The 22,483-nt window shown below is 63.5% G+C and carries 15 protein-coding genes and 4 tRNA genes; 17 read left to right on the forward strand and 2 right to left on the reverse strand.

Going from position 1 to position 22,483, the window contains the following annotated elements:
- The first annotated feature begins 18 nt into the window (after positions 1 to 18).
- From ACK3BK_RS08200 to ACK3BK_RS08270, 15 genes are all read left to right on the forward strand, one after another.
- Positions 19 to 2,679 (forward strand): FimV/HubP family polar landmark protein, encoded by a 2,661-nt coding sequence (locus ACK3BK_RS08200; RefSeq protein WP_411384080.1) that lies wholly within the window; start codon positions 19 to 21, stop codon positions 2,677 to 2,679.
- Positions 2,680 to 2,774: 95 nt separating this feature from the next.
- A complete protein-coding gene (truA, locus tag ACK3BK_RS08205; RefSeq protein ID WP_189665229.1) occupies positions 2,775 to 3,629 on the forward strand; it encodes a tRNA pseudouridine(38-40) synthase TruA in 855 nt (284 codons plus the stop codon).
- Between the two features lie 60 nt (positions 3,630 to 3,689).
- Entirely contained in the window at positions 3,690 to 4,310 is a 621-nt protein-coding gene (locus ACK3BK_RS08210; RefSeq protein ID WP_411384081.1) for a phosphoribosylanthranilate isomerase, read from the forward strand.
- Positions 4,311 to 4,562: 252 nt separating this feature from the next.
- Positions 4,563 to 5,456 (forward strand): acetyl-CoA carboxylase, carboxyltransferase subunit beta, encoded by an 894-nt coding sequence (gene accD / locus ACK3BK_RS08215; RefSeq protein WP_054893105.1) that lies wholly within the window; start codon positions 4,563 to 4,565, stop codon positions 5,454 to 5,456.
- Positions 5,456 to 6,763 (forward strand): bifunctional tetrahydrofolate synthase/dihydrofolate synthase, encoded by a 1,308-nt coding sequence (gene folC, locus ACK3BK_RS08220; protein WP_186707927.1) that lies wholly within the window; start codon positions 5,456 to 5,458, stop codon positions 6,761 to 6,763. Before accD ends, folC begins: the two co-directional genes overlap by 1 nt.
- Positions 6,747 to 7,424, forward strand: a complete 678-nt coding sequence (locus ACK3BK_RS08225; RefSeq protein ID WP_186722458.1) for an SPOR domain-containing protein — start codon at positions 6,747 to 6,749, stop codon at positions 7,422 to 7,424. The genes folC and ACK3BK_RS08225 overlap by 17 nt, the downstream gene beginning before the upstream one ends.
- A 196-nt stretch (positions 7,425 to 7,620) precedes the next feature.
- On the forward strand, positions 7,621 to 8,175 hold the full coding sequence (locus ACK3BK_RS08230; RefSeq protein WP_411384082.1) for a CvpA family protein: 555 nt from the start codon (positions 7,621 to 7,623) through the stop codon (positions 8,173 to 8,175).
- A 42-nt stretch (positions 8,176 to 8,217) separates the two neighbouring features.
- Entirely contained in the window at positions 8,218 to 9,723 is a 1,506-nt protein-coding gene (gene purF / locus ACK3BK_RS08235) for an amidophosphoribosyltransferase (protein WP_186666774.1), read from the forward strand.
- Positions 9,724 to 9,748: 25 nt separating this feature from the next.
- Entirely contained in the window at positions 9,749 to 10,960 is a 1,212-nt protein-coding gene (locus ACK3BK_RS08240; RefSeq protein WP_411384083.1) for an O-succinylhomoserine sulfhydrylase, read from the forward strand.
- A complete protein-coding gene (locus ACK3BK_RS08245) occupies positions 10,957 to 11,730 on the forward strand; it encodes an SDR family oxidoreductase (protein ID WP_411384084.1) in 774 nt (257 codons plus the stop codon). The genes ACK3BK_RS08240 and ACK3BK_RS08245 overlap by 4 nt, the downstream gene beginning before the upstream one ends.
- Positions 11,731 to 11,897: 167 nt before the next feature.
- A tRNA-Val gene (locus ACK3BK_RS08250) sits at positions 11,898 to 11,973 on the forward strand.
- Positions 11,974 to 12,052: 79 nt separating this feature from the next.
- Positions 12,053 to 12,129, forward strand: a tRNA-Asp gene (locus ACK3BK_RS08255).
- A gap of 99 nt (positions 12,130 to 12,228) precedes the next feature.
- A tRNA-Asp gene (locus tag ACK3BK_RS08260) sits at positions 12,229 to 12,305 on the forward strand.
- 139 nt (positions 12,306 to 12,444) lie between these two features.
- Positions 12,445 to 12,521: transfer RNA gene (locus ACK3BK_RS08265), tRNA-Asp, on the forward strand.
- 257 nt (positions 12,522 to 12,778) lie between these two features.
- Positions 12,779 to 13,657 (forward strand): DUF2242 domain-containing protein, encoded by an 879-nt coding sequence (locus tag ACK3BK_RS08270; protein ID WP_186666771.1) that lies wholly within the window; start codon positions 12,779 to 12,781, stop codon positions 13,655 to 13,657.
- Between the two features lie 411 nt (positions 13,658 to 14,068).
- Here the strand turns inward: ACK3BK_RS08270 and ACK3BK_RS08275 are convergent, their stop codons facing one another.
- Together ACK3BK_RS08275 and ACK3BK_RS08280 are read right to left on the reverse strand one after the other, a co-directional pair.
- Positions 14,069 to 15,109: an AraC family transcriptional regulator gene (locus tag ACK3BK_RS08275; RefSeq protein ID WP_186719810.1), complete on the reverse strand. Its 1,041-nt coding sequence runs from the start codon at positions 15,107 to 15,109 to the stop codon at positions 14,069 to 14,071.
- Between the two features lie 4 nt (positions 15,110 to 15,113).
- Positions 15,114 to 16,232 (reverse strand): nitrilase-related carbon-nitrogen hydrolase, encoded by a 1,119-nt coding sequence (locus ACK3BK_RS08280; RefSeq protein WP_186666769.1) that lies wholly within the window; start codon positions 16,230 to 16,232, stop codon positions 15,114 to 15,116.
- 186 nt (positions 16,233 to 16,418) lie between these two features.
- Here ACK3BK_RS08280 and ACK3BK_RS08285 point away from each other — a divergent pair, with 186 nt between their 5' ends.
- On the forward strand, positions 16,419 to 18,455 hold the full coding sequence (locus ACK3BK_RS08285) for an FAD-dependent oxidoreductase (RefSeq protein WP_411384085.1): 2,037 nt from the start codon (positions 16,419 to 16,421) through the stop codon (positions 18,453 to 18,455).
- Between the two features lie 69 nt (positions 18,456 to 18,524).
- A complete protein-coding gene (locus tag ACK3BK_RS08290) occupies positions 18,525 to 22,466 on the forward strand; it encodes a dermonecrotic toxin domain-containing protein (protein ID WP_411384086.1) in 3,942 nt (1,313 codons plus the stop codon).
- Positions 22,467 to 22,483 lie beyond the last annotated feature (17 nt).

Here is a 22,483-nt window from a genome sequence, read left to right on the forward strand (position 1 = left end):
CATACAAGGGAAGAGGTCATGCTTCGAATTCGCAAACTGGTTCTGGCCATCGCGGCCGCATCGGCGCTGTCGTCCGGCATGGCCAATGCCCTTGGCCTGGGGGAGTTGACCCTCAAGTCGGCGCAGAACCAGCCGCTGGATGCCGAGATCGAGTTGCTCGATGTGCGCGACCTCACCGCCGCCGAAGTGGCGCCGAGCCTGGCCCCTCCCGAGGAGTTCGCCAAGGCTGGGGTGACGCTGCCCGCCTATCTGGAAGACCTGACGTTCACGCCGGTGATCAACCCCAACGGTCGCAGCGTGTTGCGCGTGACATCCAGCAAGCCGCTGCCGGAGCCGGTGGTCAAGTTCCTGGTTCAGGTGATGTGGCCCCAAGGGCGGCTGTTGCGTGACTACAACGTGGCGCTCGACAAGCCACAACAGGCCAACGCCAAGCCTGCCCAGGGCACCATCAGCCCGGCGGTGAGCGCCGCCAGCTACACCACGCGCCAGCGCGACACGCTCTGGCAGATCGCTGCGCGCAACACCCACGGCGGTTCGATCCAGCAGACCATGCTGGCGATCCAGGCCCTGAATCCCGATGCCTTCATCGGCAACAACATCAACCAGCTCAAGACCGGTCAGGTGCTGCGTCTTCCTGACCAGCAGCAGATCCGCAGCATCGCCCAGGGCGAGGCGATCCGCGAGGTTTCCGAGCAGTACGCGGCCTGGCGCGAAGGTCGGCGCCTGGGGCCGCGTGCGCGGCAGTTGGACGCTACCCGTCGAGGTGCCGCCGAAGCCGCGCCTGCACGTATCGCCCAGGGCGATAACCTGCGGCTGGTTGCGCCCGGCACCCAGGCGGGTGCCGGTAGTGCCAAGGCCCTCAGCGACAAGCTGGCCGTGGCCCAGGAAAGCCTGGATACCAGCCGCCGCGACAACGAAGAACTCAAGAGCCGGATGACCGACCTGCAGAGCCAGCTGGACAAGCTGCAGCGTCTGATCGAATTGAAGAACGACCAACTGGCGCGTCTCGAGGCGCAAGGTGCCGCCGAGCCGGCAGCACCTGTAGCCGCGACGCCGCCGGTCGAGCCGGTGGTCAACGCCCAGCTGGCGCCTGGCGAACCTGCGGTCACGCCACCGCCCGCAGCGGCGGATACTGCGCCGCAAGCAGCGGTGGCGCCAGAGCAGCAACCGAGCGTACTCGACGAACTGCTGGGCAATCCGCTGCTGCTGGCGCTGTTGGCGGGCTCGGCCTTCCTCGTGTTGCTGCTCCTGTTGCTGCTTCTGGCGCGCAAGCGCAAGGCCCAGCAGGAAGCCGAGAAGCACCTGCGCATGGCGCGGGCCCTGGCCGAGGAAGGTGAGCGCGGTCCGGATCTGGACCTGCCGCCCAGCAGTTTCGATGGGCTGGATGTCTCGGCGCCGAGCGTGACCTTGGCGCCTGCCGTGGTGGCGGCCTCTGCTGCAGCCGCGGCTGCGGCGGAAAAACCAGTCGTTGCCAGCGCTCCGGCTGATGCCGATCCGCACGCGGCGCTGTTGGCCGAGGTCGACGAGAGTGTCGCCAAGGGGCGCTTGAACCACGCCGCGACTCTGCTGGAGCCGGTGGTGGCTGCTGAGCCGCAGCGCAGCGACCTGCGCCTGAAACTGATGGAAGTCTACGCCCGCCAAGGTGATCAGGACGCGTTCGCCGGCCAGGAGCGTCAGTTGCCCGGTACACCTGAGAACCAGGGCGAAGTCGAGGGGCTCAAGCAGCGTTATCCGGCCATGCTCGGTGTTGCAGCGGTGGCAGGGCTCGGCGCGGCTGCGCTGGCGGCGGAGATGGACGAGCAGTATGTGCAGGAGCTGCTTCAGGAGCACGAGGCTGCACCTGCCGCAGAGCCCGAGCCGGTTGTCGACGAAGCGGTAACGGTGGCGCCCGAGCCTGAGCCTGAGCTGGACAGCGTGCCGGACCTCGACGACGTGACCGCCACCGCCACGGACGATCTGGACAGCGCGTTCGACCTGAGTCTGGACGATGACCTGACGCTCGACGACCCGCTCGATGCCCCGGTGCTGGATGCACCTGATGCGACGCAAGCGCTCGGGGTCGTGGCTGAGCCGGCGATTCAGCCCGAGCCGGTCGCCGAGAGTGATGCCGACGACGATTTCGAAGCGTTGCTGGCGCAGGCTCAGGCGCAATCCGAGCCACAAAGCCTGGATGATCTGGCGGACTTCGATCTGGATGTCGGTGAGCCTGCGGTAGCCGCGCCGCCTGCTGCCGAGCCGGAGGCGCCCGTGGATGTCGCTGCCGAGCTGGCTGCCTTCGACGAGATTCCGGAATTCGACCCGATTTCCGAGCTCGAGCTGCCGGACGACTTCGACCTGTCGTTGTCGCTGGATGACGAATCGCCGGCCGACAAGCACTTCGCCTCGGAGCTTAGTGACGTCAACGCCGAGCTCGACAAGTTGTCGCAGAGCCTGGCATCGCCGTCGCTGGAGCCGCACTTCACTGCCGAGGATGCGGCGCTCGAGCCCGGAGCCCTGGATGACCTGGACTTCGACTTCTTCTCCGGCACCGACGAAGTGGCCACCAAGCTCGACCTGGCTCGCGCCTACATCGACATGGGCGATCACCAGGGCGCCCGGGATATCCTCGACGAGGTGGTCAAGGATGGCGACGACGGTCAGCGCCAGGAGGCGCAGGACATGCTGTCGCGTCTGGTCTGACGCGTAGCTGGCCCCGATCGGACAACGGCAGCCCTGAGGGCTGCCGTTGTCGTTATAATGGCCGCCTTTTCGTTTCATCCACAGGTTTGGCTTTCTTGGACATCAACGACATCGACGCGGCCGAATCGGCGGCTGAAGGGTACTCGCGCATCGCCCTGGGCGTGGAATACAAAGGTTCGCGCTACCGCGGCTGGCAACGCCAGGCCAGCGGCGTGCCCAGTGTCCAGCAGGCGCTGGAGCAGGCATTGTCGAAGGTCGCCGACTCGCCGATCAGTGTCATGTGCGCCGGGCGCACCGACGCAGGCGTTCACGGCTGCGGCCAGGTGGTGCACTTCGATACCCGTGCAGTGCGTGACGAGCGTGCCTGGACCCTGGGCACCAACTTCAACCTGCCCCATGACATCAGCGTGGTCTGGGCGCGGACGATGCCTGCGCACTTCCATGCGCGGTTCAAGGCCACCGCCCGGCGTTACCGCTACGTCATCTACAACGATCCGATCCGTCCGGCGCACCTGGCCGAAGAGGTGACCTGGAATCACCGCCCGCTGGATGTCGCGGCGATGGCCGAGGCCGCCGAATACTTGCTCGGCACCCATGACTTCAGCGCGTTCAGGGCCAGCCAGTGCCAGGCCAAGTCGCCGATCAAGCATATCCACCACCTGCGTGTTACCCGCCATGGTCGGATGATCGTGCTCGATGTACGTGCCACGGCCTTCCTGCATCACATGGTGCGCAATATCGCTGGTGTGCTCATGACCATCGGTGCTGGCGAGCGCCCTGTGGAGTGGGCCCGTGAGGTGCTCGAGGGGCGCAACCGTCGGGAGGGGGGCGTGACGGCGCACCCTTACGGCCTGTACCTGGTGCAGGTGGAGTATCCGGAAGAGTTCGCCCTGCCGCAGCGTTACATCGGCCCACACTTTCTTACAGGCTACGAGGCGTTGGCAGACTGACGGGCGAAACGTCATTTGCTAACATCCGGCCCTTCACCGATCACTCAAGGTTCGTCGTCCATGAGCAACGTCCGCACCAAGATCTGCGGGATTACCCGCATCGAAGATGCGCTGGCCGCCGTCGAGGCCGGTGCCGATGCCATTGGCTTCGTCTTCTATGCCAAGAGCCCGCGCGCGGTGGATGTGCGCCAGGCGCGGGCGATCATCGAGCAGTTGCCGCCCTTCGTGACCACGGTGGGGCTGTTCGTCAACGCGTCACGCTGTGAGCTGAACGAGATCCTCGAGGTGGTTCCACTGGACCTGCTACAGTTCCACGGCGACGAAACTCCCGCTGATTGCGAAGGCTATCATCGCCCTTGGATCAAGGCCCTGCGAGTGCGCCCCGGAGATGACCTGGAGGCCGCCTGCCGGCAGTACGCCGGCGCCCGTGGCATTCTTCTGGACACCTATGTGGCCGGCGTACCGGGGGGGACTGGCGAAGCCTTCGATTGGTCGCTGGTGCCGAAGCGCCTGAGCAAGCCGATCATCCTCGCGGGCGGGTTGTCGGCGGACAACGTCGACCAGGCCATTGCCCAGGTTCGACCCTATGCGGTGGACGTCAGTGGCGGCGTCGAGCAGGCCAAGGGCATCAAGGATGCCAGCAAGATCGAAGCCTTCATGCGCGCGGTCCGCGCGGCGTGACGGTGGATGTGACGGTTGGCGGCGTGCCATCGTCCATAGCTATCGCAGCCCGGTGCTGCCCGGCTGGCCCCGTGGGGCTGGTCATCAGAACACGCGACGCCAGGGGCGTCGGCGTACAGGTTGAAGGTGGAGTGGTGCGCGGGTGGTCCCCGTGACCGGTCCATCGTCGTTTCGAACACGAATTTGAGCTCAAGGGTCGGGGCAGGGCAGGCGACAGCAAGCCCGCCAGCGGCCAAAACGGGAGAATAGAGCATGAGCAACTGGTTGGTAGACAAACTGATCCCTTCGATCATGCGTTCCGAGGTGAAGAAGAGCTCGGTGCCGGAAGGCCTGTGGCACAAGTGCCCGGCTTGCGAAGCCGTGCTGTATCGTCCGGAGCTGGAAAAAACACTCGACGTCTGCCCCAAGTGCAACCATCACATGCGTATCGGCGCCCGTGAGCGTATCGACATCTTCCTCGATGTCGAAGGGCGCGCCGAGCTCGGTGCCGACCTGGAACCGGTCGATCGCCTGAAGTTCCGTGATGGCAAGAAGTACAAGGATCGCCTGACCGCTGCCCAGAAGCAGACTGGCGAGAAGGACGCGCTGGTCTCGGTCAGCGGTACCCTCATGGGCATGCCGATCGTGGTCAGCGCCTTCGAGTTCTCCTTCATGGGGGGTTCGATGGGTGCCATCGTCGGCGAGCGCTTCGTGCGCGCAGCCAACTACGCCCTGGAAAACCGTTGCCCGATGATCTGTTTCTCCGCCTCCGGCGGTGCGCGCATGCAGGAAGCGCTGATCTCGCTGATGCAGATGGCCAAGACCTCGGCGGTGCTGGCGCGCCTGCGTGAAGAGGGCATCCCGTTCATCTCGGTGCTGACCGACCCGGTCTATGGTGGTGTATCCGCCAGCCTCGCGATGCTGGGCGATGTCATCGTTGGCGAACCGAAGGCGTTGATCGGCTTTGCCGGCCCGCGTGTGATCGAGCAGACCGTGCGCGAAAAACTGCCAGAGGGCTTCCAGCGCAGCGAGTTCCTGCTGGAGCACGGCGCCATCGACCTGATCATCTCCCGTCATGAGCTGCGTCCACGCCTGGCCCGCCTGTTGGCCCAGATGACCGGCCAACCGACCCCCGAGCAGGCGAAAGAAGCGGCCGTCGTCGCGTGATGAGCCAGCGTACTCTGGGCGAGTGGCTCGCATACCTCGAGCAGTTGCACCCTTCGGCCATCGACATGGGCCTGGAGCGTTCGCAGCAGGTGCTGGCGCGCCTCGCGCTCGGTCGGCTGGCGCCGCGGGTGGTGACGGTTACCGGCACCAACGGCAAGGGCTCGACCTGCGCGTTCGTCGCCTCGCTGCTGCGTGCCCAGGGGCTGAAGGTCGGCGTGTACAGCTCGCCGCACCTGTTGCGTTACAACGAAAGGGTGCTGATCGATGGCGTCGAAGCCAGCGATGAGCGACTGTGCGAAGCCTTCGCCGCCGTCGAGGCGGTGCGGGGCGAGATTTCCCTTACCTACTTCGAGATGGGTACGTTGGCGGCGTTCTGGCTGTTCCAGCAGTCGCAACTCGATGCCGTGGTACTCGAAGTGGGCCTTGGTGGCCGTCTGGACACCGTGAACGTGGTGGATGCCGACCTGGCGCTGGTGACCAGCATCGGTGTCGACCATGTCGATTACCTGGGTGATACCCGCGAACTGGTGGCCTTCGAGAAGGCTGGCATCTTCCGTGCGGGCAAGCCGGCGCTGTGCGGCGACCTGGACCCACCGCAGCCGCTGCTGGACAAGGCCGCCGAACTGGCTGCGCCGCTGTTCCTGCGTGGGCGTGAGTTCGACCTTGGCAGCGCTGAAGGCCGCTGGAGCTGGCGTGGTACTGCGACCGATGGTCAGTCGGTGGAGCTGCATGACCTGCCGCTGCTCGACCTGCCCATGGAAAACGCTGCCCTGGCACTGCAGGCCTATCTGCTGATGGGTTTGCCGTGGCAGGCAGCGCAAGTTCGCCAGGCATTGCTCGATACCCGCATTACCGGTCGCCTGGACCGTCGCCAGTTGACCTGGCAGGGCAAGGCGGTGGAGCTGCTGCTGGATGTCGGGCACAACCCGCATGCCGCCGAGTACCTGGCTCGCCGCCTGGCTGCACGCCCGCTGAAGGGGCGTCGCCTGGCGGTTTTCGGCCTGCTCGCAGACAAGGACCTGGAAGGCGTGATCGCGCCATTGCAGGGCCTGGTCGACGACTGGGCGGTAACCCCTCTGGACACCCCGCGCAGCCGCACCGCTGCCGAACTTGCCACCGCCTTGACGAACGAAGGTGCTACGGTGAAGTCTTATGCCAGTGTCGCCGCAGCCCTCGAAGGGCAGTGTGCACAGGCAACGGCGGATGACCAGATCCTGCTGTTCGGTTCGTTTTTCTGCGTCGGCCAAGCCTTGGAATGGCTCGAGCGGCAGGCCCCGGAGGATGGAGTAGATGGCAGTGCTGGATAAAGGGATGAAGCAGCGCATGGTCGGTGCGCTGGTGCTGGTGGCGCTGGCGGTGATCTTCCTGCCGATGCTGTTCACCCGCGAGGACGAGATGCGCCAGGTGCGTGTCGAGGCGCCCCAGGCGCCGGCCATGCCAAGCCTGCCTGAGGTCAAGGTGGAGCCTGTGCAGGTGCCGGAGCCCCAGGCGCTGCCCGATCCCTCGGAGCAAGCGCCGGTGGTGGTCGATGAGTCCACTGCGCCGGTCAGCGCGCCAAGCCAGCCGATCACTCCGTCGCCTTCGCAGGTCGCCCAGGTGCCGGTGGTCAAGCCGCCAGCGCCTGCCGCTAAAGTTGAAACGCGCCCGGTGCAGCCTGCCACTCCGGCACCTGCTGCCACCGCCAGTGCAAGCAAGCCGGCGGCAGCGTCGAAGATCGACGCCAACGGTCTGCCGGTAAGTTGGTCGATCCAACTGGCCAGCCTGTCCAACCGCGCTGGGGCCGATAACCTGCAGAAGACCCTGCGCAGTCAGGGCTACAACGCCTACATCCGTTCGGCTGACGGCATGAATCGGGTGTTCGTCGGTCCGCTGATCGACCGCGCTGAAGCCGAGCGTGTGCGTGATGTGATCAACCGCCAGCAGAATCTCAAGGGTATCGTGGTTCGTTTCCAGCCGGAACGAGGCTGAATCCGGACGGCCCTGCCCGATCTGCGCATTGATGCAGGTCGGGCAGGGCCGTTTTTCGTTCGGATTCCATCCTTCGCGAATGCGGCAAAGTTGTCCTGGAAGTCAGGCTGCAGGCCTTCAGCGACGTGACATTCCGCTTACCCCAAGCCCTTCGCTCTGTTAAAATGCGCCGCCTCAAACGTCTGCAGGCAGCACCGTGGCATTTACCTGGATTGATTGGGCGATCATTGCGGTCGTCGCCGTTTCCTCACTGATCAGTCTCAAGCGCGGCTTCGTCAAGGAAGCCTTGTCCTTGCTCATCTGGATCATTGCCGGCGCGGTCGCCTGGATGTTCGGCGGGTCGCTGTCGCAGTACCTGGAGAGCTATATCCAGACACCCTCGGCACGAATCATCGCCGGGTGTACCATTCTTTTCGTCGCCACCCTGTTGGTGGGGGCGATGATCAACTTCCTCGTCGGCGAGCTGATCCGCGTGACCGGGCTGTCCGGCACCGATCGTTTCCTCGGCATGGCGTTCGGCGCCGCGCGCGGGGCCTTGCTGGTGGTGGTGGCCGTCGGGCTGCTCAGCCTGGGCCCGGTACAACAGGATCCGTGGTGGCAGGAATCACGCCTGATACCACAATTTCTATTGGTCGCTGACTGGTCGAAGAACCTGATTCTCGGTTTTGCCGGTCAGTGGATGTCCAGTGGGATCAGCTCTCCAGTTGATCTTCCGTTCAAGGAACAGCTGCTCGGTCCATCCCGGCCCTGAGCGCTTTTCACTCAAGTTTCGTCAAAGTAGGGGTTGCGTCGCATGTGTGGCATCGTCGGTATCGTCGGTAAGTCGAACGTCAATCAGGCGCTGTATGACGCGCTAACGGTCCTCCAGCACCGCGGCCAGGACGCTGCCGGTATCGTTACCAGCCATGACGGCCGGTTGTTCCTGCGCAAGGATAATGGCCTGGTGCGCGACGTCTTCCAGCAGCGCCACATGCAGCGCCTGGTTGGCCACATGGGCATCGGCCATGTGCGCTACCCGACCGCGGGCAGCTCCACCTCGGCCGAGGCCCAGCCGTTCTACGTCAACTCGCCATATGGCATCACCCTTGCGCACAACGGCAACCTGACCAACGTCGAGCAGTTGGCCAAGGAGATCTACGAGTCCGACCTGCGTCACGTCAACACCAATTCCGACTCGGAAGTGCTGCTCAACGTGTTCGCCCATGAGCTGGCTGTACGCGGCAAGCTGCAGCCGACCGAGGAAGACGTGTTCGCGGCGGTCTCTCACGTGCACAGCCGCTGCGTCGGTGGCTATGCGGTGGTGGCGATGATCACCGGCTACGGCATCGTCGGCTTCCGCGATCCCAACGGGATTCGCCCGGTGGTGTTCGGCCAGCGCCACACCGACGAAGGCGTCGAGTACATGATCGCCTCCGAAAGCGTTGCCCTGGACGTCCTCGGCTTCACCCTGATCCGTGACCTGGCGCCGGGTGAAGCGGTATACATCACCGAAGAAGGGCAGATGTACACCAAGCAGTGTGCCAACAACCCGAAACTGCAGCCCTGCATCTTCGAGCATGTCTACCTGGCCCGTCCTGACTCGATCATGGATGGCGTCTCGGTGTACAAGGCGCGTCTGCGCATGGGCGAGAAGCTGGCCGAGAAGATCCGCCGCGAGCGCCCCGAGCACGACATCGACGTGGTCATCCCGATCCCGGACACCAGCCGCACCGCGGCCCTGGAGCTGGCCAACCACCTGGGTGTGAAGTTCCGCGAAGGCTTCGTCAAGAACCGCTACATCGGCCGTACCTTCATCATGCCCGGCCAGGCTGCGCGCAAGAAGTCCGTACGCCAGAAGCTCAACGCCATCGAACTCGAGTTCCGTGGCAAGAACGTGATGCTGGTGGACGACTCGATCGTGCGTGGTACCACCTGCAAGCAGATCATCCAGATGGCCCGTGAGGCAGGCGCGAAGAACGTCTACTTCTGCTCCGCGGCGCCGGCTGTGCGTTACCCCAACGTCTACGGCATCGACATGCCGAGCGCTCACGAACTGATCGCCCACAACCGTACCACCGAACAGGTGGCCGAGTTGATCGGCGCCGACTGGCTGATTTATCAGGACCTGCCGGACCTGATCGAATCGGTCGGTGGTGGCAAGATCAAGATCGAGCACTTCGATTGCGCGGTGTTCAATGGTGAATACGTCACCGGCGACATCGACGATGCCTATCTGGAACGTATCGAGCAGGCTCGTAACGATGCGGCCAAGGTCAAGACCCAGGCTGTCAGCGCGATCATCGACCTGTACAACAACTGACTTTGGGCTTTTTAGGAGTAACGGCATGACGGATCAATGGGATGCCGGACGGCTGGACAGCGACCTGGAGGGTGTCGGTTTCGACACCCTGGCAGTGCGTGCCGGTCAGCACCGTACGCCTGAGGGCGAGCACAGCGAAGCACTGTTCCTGACCTCCAGCTATGTCTTCCGCACGGCCGCCGATGCGGCTGCGCGGTTTGCTGGCGAAACGCCGGGCAACGTTTATTCGCGCTACACCAACCCGACCGTGCGTGCCTTCGAGGAACGCCTGGCGGCCATGGAAGGCGCAGAGCAGGCCGTGGCGACTTCCACCGGCATGGCGGCGATTCTCGCCGTGGTCATGTCGCTGTGCAGCGCTGGCGATCACGTGCTGGTATCGCAGAGCGTATTCGGCTCGACCATCAGCCTGTTCGAAAAGTATTTCAAGCGCTTCGGCGTGCAGGTGGACTATGTGCCGCTGGTCGATCTCGGCGGTTGGAAGAACGCCCTCAAGGCCAACACCAAGCTGCTGATCGTCGAGTCGCCGTCCAACCCGCTGGCAGAACTGGTGGATATCGCTGCACTGGCCGAAATCGCCCATGCCGGTGGCGCGATGCTGGTGGTGGACAACTGCTTCAGCACTCCGGCGCTGCAGCAACCACTCAAGCTGGGTGCCGACATCGTCTTCCACTCCGCGACCAAGTTCATTGACGGCCAGGGCCGTTGCATGGGCGGTGTGGTTGCCGGTCGTGCCGAGCAGATGAAGGAAGTGGTGGGCTTTCTGCGTACCGCGGGGCCGACCCTCAGCCCGTTCAATGCCTGGATTTTCACCAAGGGCCTTGAGACCCTCAAGCTGCGCATGCGTGCACACTGCGAGAGCGCGCAGGCCTTGGCTGAGTGGCTGGAGCAGCAGGATGGTGTAGAGAAGGTGCATTACGCCGGCCTGCCAAGCCACCCGCAACACGAACTGGCCAAGCGCCAGATGAGTGGCTTCGGCGCCGTGGTCAGCTTCGAGGTCAAGGGTGGCAAAGAGGGCGCCTGGCGCTTTATCGACGCCACTCGAGTGATTTCGATCACCACGAACCTGGGTGACAGCAAGACCACTATCGCCCATCCGGCGACCACCTCCCACGGTCGTCTGAGCCCGCAGGAGCGTGAGGCAGCCGGCATCCGCGACAGCCTGATTCGCGTTGCGGTGGGGCTTGAGGACGTCGCCGACCTGCAGGCTGACCTGGCGCGTGGGTTGGCAGCGCTGTGATCGACTGGGCAGGCGGCGAGCCAGACCATAACGGTCGGGTGGCCCTGGTGACCGGTGCCGCGCGCGGCATCGGCCTGGGCATCGCCGCCTGGCTGATCTGCGAAGGTTGGCAGGTGGTGTTGAGTGACCTGGACCGCCAACGTGGGTCCAAGGTTGCCAAGACACTGGGCAGCAACGCCTGGTTCATCGCCATGGATGTTTCCGACGAGGCTCAGGTCAGCGCTGGCGTGGCGCAGGTACTGGGCCAGTTCGGGCGTCTGGATGCGCTGGTGTGCAACGCGGCCATTGCCAACCCGCACAACCATACACTCGAAAGCCTGAGCCTCGCGCAATGGAATCGTGTATTGGCGGTCAACCTCAGTGGCCCGATGTTGCTGGCCAAGCATTGTGCGCCTTACCTGCGCGCGCATGGCGGGGCGATCGTCAACCTGGCCTCCACACGTGCACGTCAGTCGGAGCCGGATACCGAGGCCTATGCCGCGAGCAAGGGTGGGCTGCTGGCACTGACCCACGCCCTGGCCATGAGCCTGGGGCCGGAGATCCGGGTCAATGCCGTCAGCCCTGGTTGGGTCGACGCTCGCGATCCGTCCCAGCGCCGCGCCGAACCCCTCACCGAAGCCGACCATGCCCAGCATCCAACGGGCAGGGTAGGGACGGTGGAGGATGTCGCGGCACTGGTGGCCTGGCTGTTGTCGCGTCAGGCCGGGTTCGTCACAGGCCAGGAGTTCGTGGTCGATGGTGGCATGAGCCGCAAGATGATCTACAGCTGACGCGTCACTTGTCGCTGTGCAAAGCAAAGGAGCCGACAAGGCTCCTTTTTCGTTCTGGCGTTTTTTCAGGTTTTTGAAAAAAAATTCAACGGGGCTATTGACTTAGCATCGGTACCTGCGTAAATTTCGCGGCCTCAGCGAAGCAAACGCAACAAGCAACATCGCGAGGGTGATTAGCTCAGCCGGGAGAGCATCTGCCTTACAAGCAGAGGGTCGGCGGTTCGATCCCGTCATCACCCACCACTTCCTGAGATTGTTCCTGGCCCGGGACGCTTCGAAAGAGGCTTCCTACCAGAGAGGAACAGGACGCAAGTCCACATGCGCAGCGGTAGTTCAGTCGGTTAGAATACCGGCCTGTCACGCCGGGGGTCGCGGGTTCGAGTCCCGTCCGCTGCGCCACTTACTTCAACAGATGGGTGAGATTCACCGGTCTGTGGCATAAAGGCAAGACCTTTCTGCCAGATCCCAGTTTCAAGCAGGTTACGGCCTGCAAGATACGCAGCGGTAGTTCAGTCGGTTAGAATACCGGCCTGTCACGCCGGGGGTCGCGGGTTCGAGTCCCGTCCGCTGCGCCATCTTCTGCTTTGAGGCCCTAGAACTCCTCGAAGCGACATTGAAGGCGATGAACCAATCGCCTTTTTTGTGCCTGCAATACCAGCGTCATGCGCTGGCACGCAGATCCCAGTTTCAAGCAGGCTTCGGTCTGTGCGATACGCAGCGGTAGTTCAGTCGGTTAGAATACCGGCCTGTCACGCCGGGGGTCGCGGGTTCGAGTCCCGTCCGCTGCGCCATATCCGCTTCGAGGTCACTGAACACCTCGAGGCACAAAGAAAGCGACCTTCGGGTCGCTTTTTTTGTTTCTGTGGCCTGGTGAATGGCTAGTACCCGCCTTTATATCAATCGCCAGTGCTGTTAGACATCGGCGTTGAGCTGACAGGGTCAGTTTGAACATTTACCTGATGCTGACAGACTCTTCACCGACCAGCGGTTTCAGCGACCCAGCGATGTGTTGCACAATAGGCACCATTCGTTCTTCCCGGAATTGACAATGTCCAGATCTACCGTCTCAGTAGCGCTCGGGCTGGCCCTGGTGCTGGCGGGTGTTTCCGGCTGTTCCTCGAAAAAGGCAGCGATCTACGAACACGAGAACTTCGACGACTCGGGGACGTTCTCGCGCAGTTTCCAGGTCAGCGATGCCGGATCGTGCGAAGCCGCGCGCCGGGCATTGTTGAGCCAGGGCTATATCATCACCAGCAGTGACGCGAGCCAGGTGGCCGGCAACAAGAGCTTCCAGCAGAACGCCGAGAACCACCTGCAGATCAGCTTCAACATCACCTGTGCTCCCGACAGCAGCGACGATCAGCGCTCGACGATCTTTGCCAACGCCTTGCAGGATCGCTACACCCTGAAAAAATCCAATACCTCGGCCAGCCTCGGGGTGGGCATCCTCGGCTCGGTGTCGATGCCGATCGGCTCCACCGACGACTCCATGGTCAAGGTGGCCAGCGAAACCGTGACTTCGCCGCAGTTCTACGAGCGTTATTTCTCCCTGGTCGAAAGCTACCTGCCAAAGCCGAAGAAGCAGAAGAAGGCCACCCCTCAAGTGGAGCCGCCCAAGCCTGAAAAACCGGCGCAGGAGTTGGGCTTGCCCGAGCCTGCAGCATTGGCCCCGGCCGTTCAGCCAGCGGCGGTACCGGTGTCTGGCAGCGCGCCACAGGTCGAGCCGGCAGCGCCGGTGACTCCTTCGGAGCAAGCGCCATCGCCGACCGCTGCAGCACCAGCCGCACCAGCCGCCAGCGAGGCGCCAGCGGCGCCTGTGGTCGACGATAGCCAGGGCTCGCAGCCTATCGCGCCGCCGGTCGAAGCTGCGCCGATCCAGGTGCAGCAAGCAGCACCGACCAGCGAGCCGGCCCCCTCGTCACTCTAGGCTCTGTATGAAAAACCTTGATACTCGGTGATGCTGCGTTGAAAACAGCCTGGTGCGCCAGCCCGGTCGGAATGCTCATTTACAACCCGTAAAGTCGAGCGCGACCCCGGCCGTTCCTCGGCTGTTTTCGCCTTGCCTGACCTTCGTCTCAAGGCTTTTCATACAGACCCTAGGTAAATGCTTCATCCGCTGTTACACAAGAGCTGCTGTTAACGACTCGAACGCCTGCTACGTTTATTCCTCATGGGGATGTCATGATTCCTTCATCCGGCCCGCATAGCTTGATGGCCAGACCCGTGAAAAAATGAATGCAAGAGGACGCAGGCCAATGGACGATTATCAGGAAGAGCTTCTCGAATTCCAGGCATATGAACTGGACACTCCGGAGCCGGCAGAAGACGCCACCGAGCTCTAGCCCACTTGCCGCTGATGGCGGCGAAACTCCCCCGGTGTCAGCCTCGTCCAGCGCTTGAATGCGCGCTGGAAGGCTTCGGCTGATGCAAACCCCAGCAGATAGGCGATCTCACCGAAGGCCAGCTCCGTATCACGGATGTAGGTTTCGGCGAGGTCGCGTCGGGTGTCGTTGAGCAGGCCGCGAAAGCTCGAGCCTTCCTCGGCCAGCTTGCGACGCAATGTCCAGGTGGGCAGTTGCAGATGGTGTGACACCTCCTCCAGATCAGGTTCCCGTCCGCCGTTGAGCAACGGGCCGAGCAGATGAGTGATGCGCTCGCCCAGGCTGCGCACACGCGTGCGCTGTGCCAGCTCCGCTTCGCACAGCTGCAGCAGGTGCTGCCAGGTGCTAGGGCAGTGGTGTGGGTTACCCAGCGCGAGTGCGGCCTGGCCGAGGCGTAGCTGGTTGCTGGCAGCGCCGAACTGCACGGGCGTGCTGCACAACGGTTGATACAGGGCACTGTAGGCGGGTGCTTCGAACTCGATCTCCATGCGTTCTGCCAGCACCGGCGTGCCGGCCAGCCCCGACAACTGTGCCAGCCAGCCGGCCAGCAACGAGTCGACCACGAAGCGGTTGTAGGTGTTGTACGGGCTGATCGAGTAAAAGCGCAGCCAGGCTCCTTGGGCGTCTTCGATGAAGGCCGAGCTGCCACGATAGTTGGCAGCGTACAGCGGCTCGAAGCGCAGCAGAGTACGCGCAGCCTCCCGCACGTTCGGGGCCTGTGCTGCCGTCACGCCCGCCAGGCCGGCCTGGGCCAGGCGGCTCAGGCGTCCCATGCGCAGCCCCAGCGCGGGCTCGGCGCTGAGCTCGATGGCTGCGTGCCCCAGGTGCATGTAGCGGGGAATCGACAGGCGGGCACAGGCTTCATTCACACGCGCGGCATCCAACCCATAACGTTGCAACAGCGGCGTCGGGTCATGACCCAGTTCCTGCAGGGCTTCGGTCAGCGGCTGGACGAAACCTACCGAGAGGTCACCCAGGCGCACGCGTGGCTGGCGCATGCCCTTACAGCCACAGGTTAAGCAGGCGGGCGCCCTGGCTGGGATTGCCAGCCAGTTGTGCGCCCGCCTGGTTGACAAAGCCTTGGCCGTCGCTGCCCAGCTCCCAGAACTGGCCGCGCAGGAAGACACTGATGCTTGGCAGCTTGGGGTTGGCGGCAAGGATCAGTTGACGCCAGGCCGCCTCCTCGCTGACTTCGCCTTTGCTCAACGGCAACTGGTTGGCCGCCTGTTGGTGGCGGTTGCCACGCCAGGGTGCCTGCCAACTTCCCTTGCCACTGAGAAACACCGGATTGGCGATCAGTTGCACCGACTGGCGAGCCAACAGCTCATGGTTGCGCGGATACCAGCTGTCGCTGCCCACCAGCACGCCCAGGCGTCCGGCCGGGGTCTGCACGACCTGCAGCGGCTGGGCCTGGCCATCCTCGATGAAGCGACGGACCTCGCTGTCGGCGTATTGCTGCAACTGTGGCTGGCCAAGTGGTGTGCCATCGCTGGCGAACACCAGGCTGCTGTTGAACAGCGGTCCTTTGCCGACATGCAGCTGACCCTCTTCGACATAGGGCGCCGGCAGCACGATGGAGCCGGCCACCAGGGTGACACCGAACTCGCGGGCCAGGCCGCCAAACAATTGCTGGTAGTCAGCGGCCATCTGCCGCGCCTTCATGCGCAGGTGTGCGTCGGAGCGGCGGTCATCGCCAGTGGCCGCCAGCATGGCCAGGCCGTAGCGCACGGGATTGCTCAGTTCCAGCCACTGCCAGGCTTCACGGAACTGGGTGACCTGGTACAGCTCCTTTTTCTCACCGCGGGCCCAGAGCCAGGTGCCGATATGCTCGGGCAGCACCACCACCGTTCGCGGATTGACCAAGCCTTGGGCGCGGGCCTGTTCCAGATAGGCCGAGAGCTTGCGGTGCAGGCGCTCGAGGTTCTGGTAGTCGCTGGGGTAGAGCAGCGGCTCGATGCCCAGCAGGTTGCCGTGTTCGCCGGGAACGCCCTGGTTGAGCGCCAGTTGGATGCGCAAATCGGATAGGTAATGACCTTCCGGGCGCTGCTGGGTCCAGAAGCCATAGCTGAACAGGGCGGCGATCATCACCAGCGCCAGGGCGCTTGCCAGGAGTTTGCGCATGAAACGGTACGGCATCTTTAGGCCAAGGGTGTCTTAGGGTAGTCCCGCTGTGCAGCAGGATCAATAAGTTGTCAGTTTCGATCATTGAGCCGGTTCAAACGCCTGTTTAATGTCGACGGCAGACAAACGACGGGGCCCGTGTGAGGCACCCGCATTCCGTGATCACGCCTCATCTGGAGTCCCTCCATGGCTGCCGAACGCTACCCACACCTGCTGGCCCCGCTCGACCTGGGCTTCACCACCCTGCGTAACCGCACCCTGATGGGCTCCATGCACACCGGGCTCGAAGAGCGCCCGGGGGGCTTCGAGCGGATGGCCGCCTACTTCGCCGAACGTGCCCGTGGCGGTGTCGGCCTGATGGTGACCGGCGGTATTGCACCGAACGACGAGGGTGGCGTGTACTCGGGCGCGGCCAAGCTCAGCACCGAGGAAGAAGCCGACAAGCATAGGATCGTCACCGAGGCGGTGCACGCGGCGGGAGGCAAGATCTGCCTGCAGATCCTGCATGCCGGTCGTTACGCCTACAGCCCGCGGCAGGTGGCGCCCAGTGCCATCCAGGCACCGATCAACCCGTTCAAGCCCAAGGAACTGGACGAGGCGGGTATCGAGAAGCAGATCGACGACTTCGTCAACTGTTCGGTACTGGCCCAGCGTGCCGGCTATGACGGCGTCGAGATCATGGGTTCGGAAGGCTATTTCATCAACCAGTTCCTCGCCGCGCACACCAACCACCGAACTGACCGCTGGGGCGGCAGCTACGAGAACCGCATGCGTCTTGCAGTAGAGATCGTCGGGCGCGTACGCAAAGCGGTGGGCCGCGAGTTCATCATCATCTTCCGCCTGTCGATGCTCGACCTGGTCGAAGGTGGCAGCAACTGGGCGGAGATCGTGCAGTTGGCCAAGGCCATCGAGCAGGCGGGCGCCACCCTGATCAACACCGGCATCGGCTGGCACGAGGCGCGTATCCCGACCATCGCCACCAAGGTGCCGCGCGCGGCGTTCAGCAAGGTCACCGCCAAGCTGCGCGGCGCAGTGCAGATTCCGCTGATCACCACCAACCGCATCAACACGCCCGAAGTGGCCGAAGCGGTGCTGGCCGAAGGCGATGCCGACATGGTGTCGATGGCTCGGCCTTTCCTTGCCGACCCTGACTTCGTCAACAAGGCCGCCGAGGGCCGCGCGGACGAGATCAACACCTGCATCGGCTGCAACCAGGCCTGCCTCGACCACACCTTCGGCGGCAAGTTGACCAGTTGCCTGGTCAACCCGCGTGCCTGCCACGAGACCGAGCTCAACTACCTGCCGGTACGTGCGGTGAAACGCATCGCCGTGGTCGGCGCAGGGCCTGCTGGCCTCGCCGCGGCGACGGTCGCCGCCGAACGTGGGCACGAGGTGACCCTGTTCGATGCCAGCGCCGAGATCGGCGGGCAGTTCAACGTGGCCAAGCGCGTGCCCGGCAAGGAAGAGTTCTTCGAGACCCTGCGCTACTTCGCCAACAAAGTGAAGAGCAGCGGCGTGACGTTGCGCCTGAACACCCGTGTCGGTGTCGACGACCTGACGGCGGGCGGCTTCGACGAGATCATCCTGGCGACCGGCATCACCCCGCGTACGCCGACCATCCCCGGCGTCGAGCATGCCAAGGTGCTGAGCTACCTCGACGTGCTGCTCGAGCGCAAGCCAGTAGGGGAGCGAGTTGCCGTGATCGGTGCCGGAGGTATCGGTTTCGACGTCAGCGAGTACCTGGTGCACAAGGGTGTTGCGACCAGCCAGGATCGTGCGGCGTTCTGGAAGGAGTGGGGTATCGATACCCACCTTGAAGCCCGCGGCGGTATCGCGGGGGTCAAGCCTGAGCCCCATGCCCCGGCACGCCAGGTCTATCTGCTGCAGCGCAAGAAGACCAAGGTCGGCGACGGCCTGGGCAAGACCACTGGCTGGATTCACCGCACGGGCCTGAAGAACAAGCAGGTGCAGATGCTCAACAGCGTCGATTACCTGAAGATCGATGACGCTGGTCTGCATGTGCGCATTGGCGAAGGCGAACCGCAGCTGCTGGCGGTGGACAACGTGGTGATATGCGCCGGCCAGGAGCCCCAGCGCGAGCTGTATGAGGGGCTGCTGGCGAACGGGCAATCGGTGCACCTGATCGGTGGTGCGGATGTCGCCGCCGAGCTCGATGCCAAGCGTGCGATCAACCAGGGGTCGCGCCTGGCGGCAGAACTCTAGGCAGACATAGTTAGTACCGTTTGTTCGCACGGTGGCGGCAACCTCTCGGTTTTCAGAGAGATTGCCGCCATGACCAGTACCTCGCAGCCCCAGCCGCTTACCGCCGAACTGCCTGATCAACTACCTGAAATCGACACGCTGCCCACGCTTCGGGCAGCAGCCCTCGCGTTGTTCGAGGAGCACTTGCCGGGCCTGCTGGCGCGTACGCCGCACCTGTTGCAATTCACCGGCGGCGATGGCGCTGCTGAACGCTCGCTTGCCCATGCGCATGCCCTGACAACCTTGGTCGAATCCGCACGATTGGGACAGACGAAAGCCGACCTCTTCGATCCGGCGCAGGCGGTGCTTTCGTCGAGCGCCAGTTCGCTGGCCGAAGATGATCTGCTCGTTGACGTGACCCTGAAGCAGGTGCTCGACGCCTTGCAGCTTATCGACGCCAAGGCTGTGCTCAGCCGTTTCGAGGACGATGCGCAAACCTACTGGGAGGTGCCCCCGCAGTTGTCTTCGGCTCCTCGAAAATTGGCCATGGAGCAGCAGGTGCGCTCGAGTCTGGCGGACGATGTACAGCTGCTGGAGAGCGTCGGAACGCTCACTGCCGAAGCCAGGGCACTGATCGAAGACATCGTCGAACACCCTCGTTTCTCCGACCGCAGCCTGGCACGTGGCGTCTACGACCTGACAGTCCACACCGGTGGCGCTGCGAAGTCCTTCTCCCTGCCAGGTATGCTGGTTCTCACCGAAACCCCGGCCGGCTACGATCCGGCACTTTCCTATGTGACCGAGCGGCAGGCCCTGACCGGCGAAGCTGTGTTGTATTGCAGCGGATATCTTGGGTTTGTCCTTCGTCACGACAACCTCCAGGTCACCCTGGATGAGGTGCGCAAGGCGCTGTTGGAGGACCGCGCCTGGGGCCTGGCCTTGTTGATGCGCCTGACACCGCAGGCGCAACGGGACTTGCTCGAGGAGTGGGAGCGTGAAGGTGCAAGCTTCGAGGTACGAGCCGGGTTGATCGAGGGCAATCCGTTCGAGCATCTGGCCAAACAGCAACGTGATACCTGGTATGCCAGCGCGACCAGCGAACATTCTGGTGTATGGGATGACCGCAATGGTCTGGATGTGTCACGCGCACGCTCCACGCGGGTGTTGCTAGCGTTCGAAGCCGAGCGCCAATTGCTGCGGGCACAGTTGCCGGAAGGGCTGCGCAACCTCGCTCAAGCGCAGCAGAAGGTACTGGATGGTATGTTGCTCGACATTGCCCGGCAGCAGAGCCTCGCCGAAGGCTATTGGAAGGAGTTGCCCGCGTTCGAGGATTTCGCCCGTGATCGGATCCGCGCCGAGTTGCGCGAGGAAGGGCAGGATCTGGACCCCCGGGCAGTCACCGTCGAGATCGAAATCGTTGAGTACAGCCCTGAATTGCCGGAGGTGGAACTTGCACCGGGTGTCACCCCTGATCTTGCACAGTCGCAAAGCGTGCAGAGCGAGTGCTCGCTGGTCGAATACATTGCCATGCGCATGGACGCCAGGGCCGACGCCAGTTGGACGGTCAGTTTCAGTGGCGTGACGCAGGCGCAGTCGCGCTATCTCTCCAGCACGCGGCTGACGGCCCTGAGCCGTCGACTGGACCTGCAGAAGCACTATCAGCAAGCAATCAACAAGGCGTTGACGACACCCGCGACTGGCGAGACCAAGGATCTGCACCAACGGCGCCGCGATGCCGCGACAGCCCTGTTCGAGAAACGCCTGCGGCTCGATGCGTTTCTGGCCCATGCCACGGGTGATCTGGACGATTCCGGGTATCAGGCTATCCAGGATGTTCTGGATCATCCATCGCCTGGCAAGCGGCCTCTGCGCGAAGGACAACGCGCTGAGTTGCAAGTACTCAAGCTGGGTGGCAACTCTTTGCGTGACGTGCTGATCTTCCATGAAACCGGCGAGTCGTCGCTGGTTTGCTACACCCCCGGCCATCCGTCCGGCAAGCCGTTCAGGCGCCACAGCTCCCGCAGTACCCTGCGCGCCGTGATGACCCGGGAGCTCGAAGGCATCCGAGATCCGGCGCAGTGGAGCGCAAGCACCGAGTACTGGGTGTCGCGGTTCGGGCGTCATCAGCTTGGGCAGGCCTTTCCTTTGTTGCTTCGCATCGCGGATGGCAAGGCCGGCGCAGACCTGAACACGCAAACCCTCAGCCAATCGGTGGGCATGGCTGTTTTCGATTATCGGATCGCTTATCTGCTGGCCGAAGGTAACAGCCTGGCGGTATCCGATGCCGAGTTGCGACTGGAGCGTGGGCTGGACATCGCTGTCACCGTGTTCCGCGTGTTGAGTACGCTGATTCCCGCGCGGGTCATGACCATGCTCGACCTCGCAGAGCTTGGTTATTACCTGTTCAACAGTTACGCGGCGCTAGCCAGTGGGGAGCGTGAGCAGGCCGGAGCCTATGCCATCGAGTTCTTGAGCAGCCTGAGCGGACTGGCCAATGCCAAGTTCTACAGGTTCAGGGCACCCGTCGCCTCGGGAGTGCCGCTGCGCCTGGCGGGAGGCAGTGGTACGCGGACGGTCGCTGCGATCAGCGAGGCGCCCAAGCCACAGGGCTCACCCTTTGCCATTTCTGAGGGGCCGCGGCAGGGGTTGCTGGTCTTCGACGGCCGGTTGAACGTGTCTTTGCAGGGCCGTTACTACCCTGTCTATGAGGTGCGTGACCCGCTGCAACGGACCTCGAGTTTCCATATCGGATCAGGCGGCGACACTCAGAGCCGCTCGCTGTTTTCCAATCCCGATCCGAGGATCGAACGTGATCCGCGCACAGGTGACTGGCTGATCGTGCGCCGTCCGGGGCTGCTGGGGGGGATGGACCAGCCACTGCCGGTTCGGACGATGCCGGTGAACGCGCTGCGTGGGGTCAGTGAAAGCGCCGATGGCAGTGGCCGGGTTTTCCGCATCATGGACGGCGCCCAGGAACTGAAGGTGATGTTCGATCTGGAGTACTGCTGTTGGTACTCGTCGTCCAAACGCTTGTACTACCGGTGGGATGAACAGACAAGCCGCTATGTGGGCGCTGCCGATCCTGGCCCGAAGGCGTCTCGAATGGTGCGCCAGCAGGCGCGTCTGGAGCTGGAGTGTCCCCAGCGGCCAGTGCTGCCGGAGCAGCCGCCGAGCAGTGGGCTGGAGCCGCTGCCCAAGGATATCCACCAGATCTGGATCGGAAGTGCAGACGCTCTGATAGAGGCGCACGACGCTACGCTCAAGGCCAACATCGAGATGGCACAACAGGGCGGTTATAAATTGCATCTGCACTTCCTGGGCCTCAGTAGGTGGGGGTTGGGCAATGTGGTGCAGTTGCGCAAGCTGCGCTCGCGCTACCCGGGAGCGACCTGCACGGCGGTGAGGCATGAGGTGTTCTTCAAACCTTTCGAAGATAGCCCGCAGGGCGAAGTGTTCAAGTTCTTCCTCCGGCCGGAAACCCGTAACTACGCAGCGGCCTGCGACGCCTTGCGCTACAGGTTGATACACGAACTGGGCGGTGTGTACATGGACATGGACGATGTACTGCTCAGCCCGCTGCCAGGCTTCATGCTGCAGCCCGGGCAACTGGCGGTAGGCGGGGTGGTGAGCAACATGACCCTGCAGCTCTACGGCCCCAACAACAGCCATTTCGCCTCGCTCAAGGGCAACCCGTTGCTCGATGCGGTGTTGCGTGAAATGTCCAAGCGTTTCAGCGAGAGCCAGAAGCTTGGCTATCGCCCGAAGTTCTCCGACCCGGGTTTCACCGCGTACATGCGCGAGATATCCAGGGTGACCGGCCCCGATCTGCTCAATTCCGTGCGGCATCGGGCCAGTGCGATCGATAAGGCCTTGACCGAAGCGAAGATGTATATCTTCGAACTACAGGACAACGGTGTGCGTCCCGAAATTTCGGTATCAGCATGGGTGAAACGCGTCTCTGCACTGCTGACGCCGCTGGAGGACTTCATCGATACCGGCAATGCCCACAGTTGGAAGACGGGGCGCCGTTGACCTGCTAACGTGCAGGT

This window comes from Pseudomonas sp. L7 (assembly GCF_046605565.1).
GTDB classification, from domain to species: domain Bacteria; phylum Pseudomonadota; class Gammaproteobacteria; order Pseudomonadales; family Pseudomonadaceae; genus Aquipseudomonas; species Aquipseudomonas wayambapalatensis.

Coding starts and splice junctions, on each gene's coding strand:
- ACK3BK_RS08290 (WP_411384086.1), top strand. CDS start 18,525: ATGACCAGTACCTCGCAGCCCCAGCCGCTTACCGCCGAACTGCCTGAT.
- ACK3BK_RS08200 (WP_411384080.1), top strand. CDS start 19: ATGCTTCGAATTCGCAAACTGGTTCTGGCCATCGCGGCCGCATCGGCG.
- accD (WP_054893105.1), top strand. CDS start 4,563: ATGAGCAACTGGTTGGTAGACAAACTGATCCCTTCGATCATGCGTTCC.
- ACK3BK_RS08285 (WP_411384085.1), top strand. CDS start 16,419: ATGGCTGCCGAACGCTACCCACACCTGCTGGCCCCGCTCGACCTGGGC.
- ACK3BK_RS08275 (WP_186719810.1), bottom strand. CDS start 15,109: ATGCGCCAGCCACGCGTGCGCCTGGGTGACCTCTCGGTAGGTTTCGTC.
- ACK3BK_RS08270 (WP_186666771.1), top strand. CDS start 12,779: ATGTCCAGATCTACCGTCTCAGTAGCGCTCGGGCTGGCCCTGGTGCTG.
- ACK3BK_RS08240 (WP_411384083.1), top strand. CDS start 9,749: ATGACGGATCAATGGGATGCCGGACGGCTGGACAGCGACCTGGAGGGT.
- ACK3BK_RS08225 (WP_186722458.1), top strand. CDS start 6,747: ATGGCAGTGCTGGATAAAGGGATGAAGCAGCGCATGGTCGGTGCGCTG.
- purF (WP_186666774.1), top strand. CDS start 8,218: ATGTGTGGCATCGTCGGTATCGTCGGTAAGTCGAACGTCAATCAGGCG.
- ACK3BK_RS08280 (WP_186666769.1), bottom strand. CDS start 16,232: ATGCGCAAACTCCTGGCAAGCGCCCTGGCGCTGGTGATGATCGCCGCC.
- ACK3BK_RS08210 (WP_411384081.1), top strand. CDS start 3,690: ATGAGCAACGTCCGCACCAAGATCTGCGGGATTACCCGCATCGAAGAT.
- folC (WP_186707927.1), top strand. CDS start 5,456: ATGAGCCAGCGTACTCTGGGCGAGTGGCTCGCATACCTCGAGCAGTTG.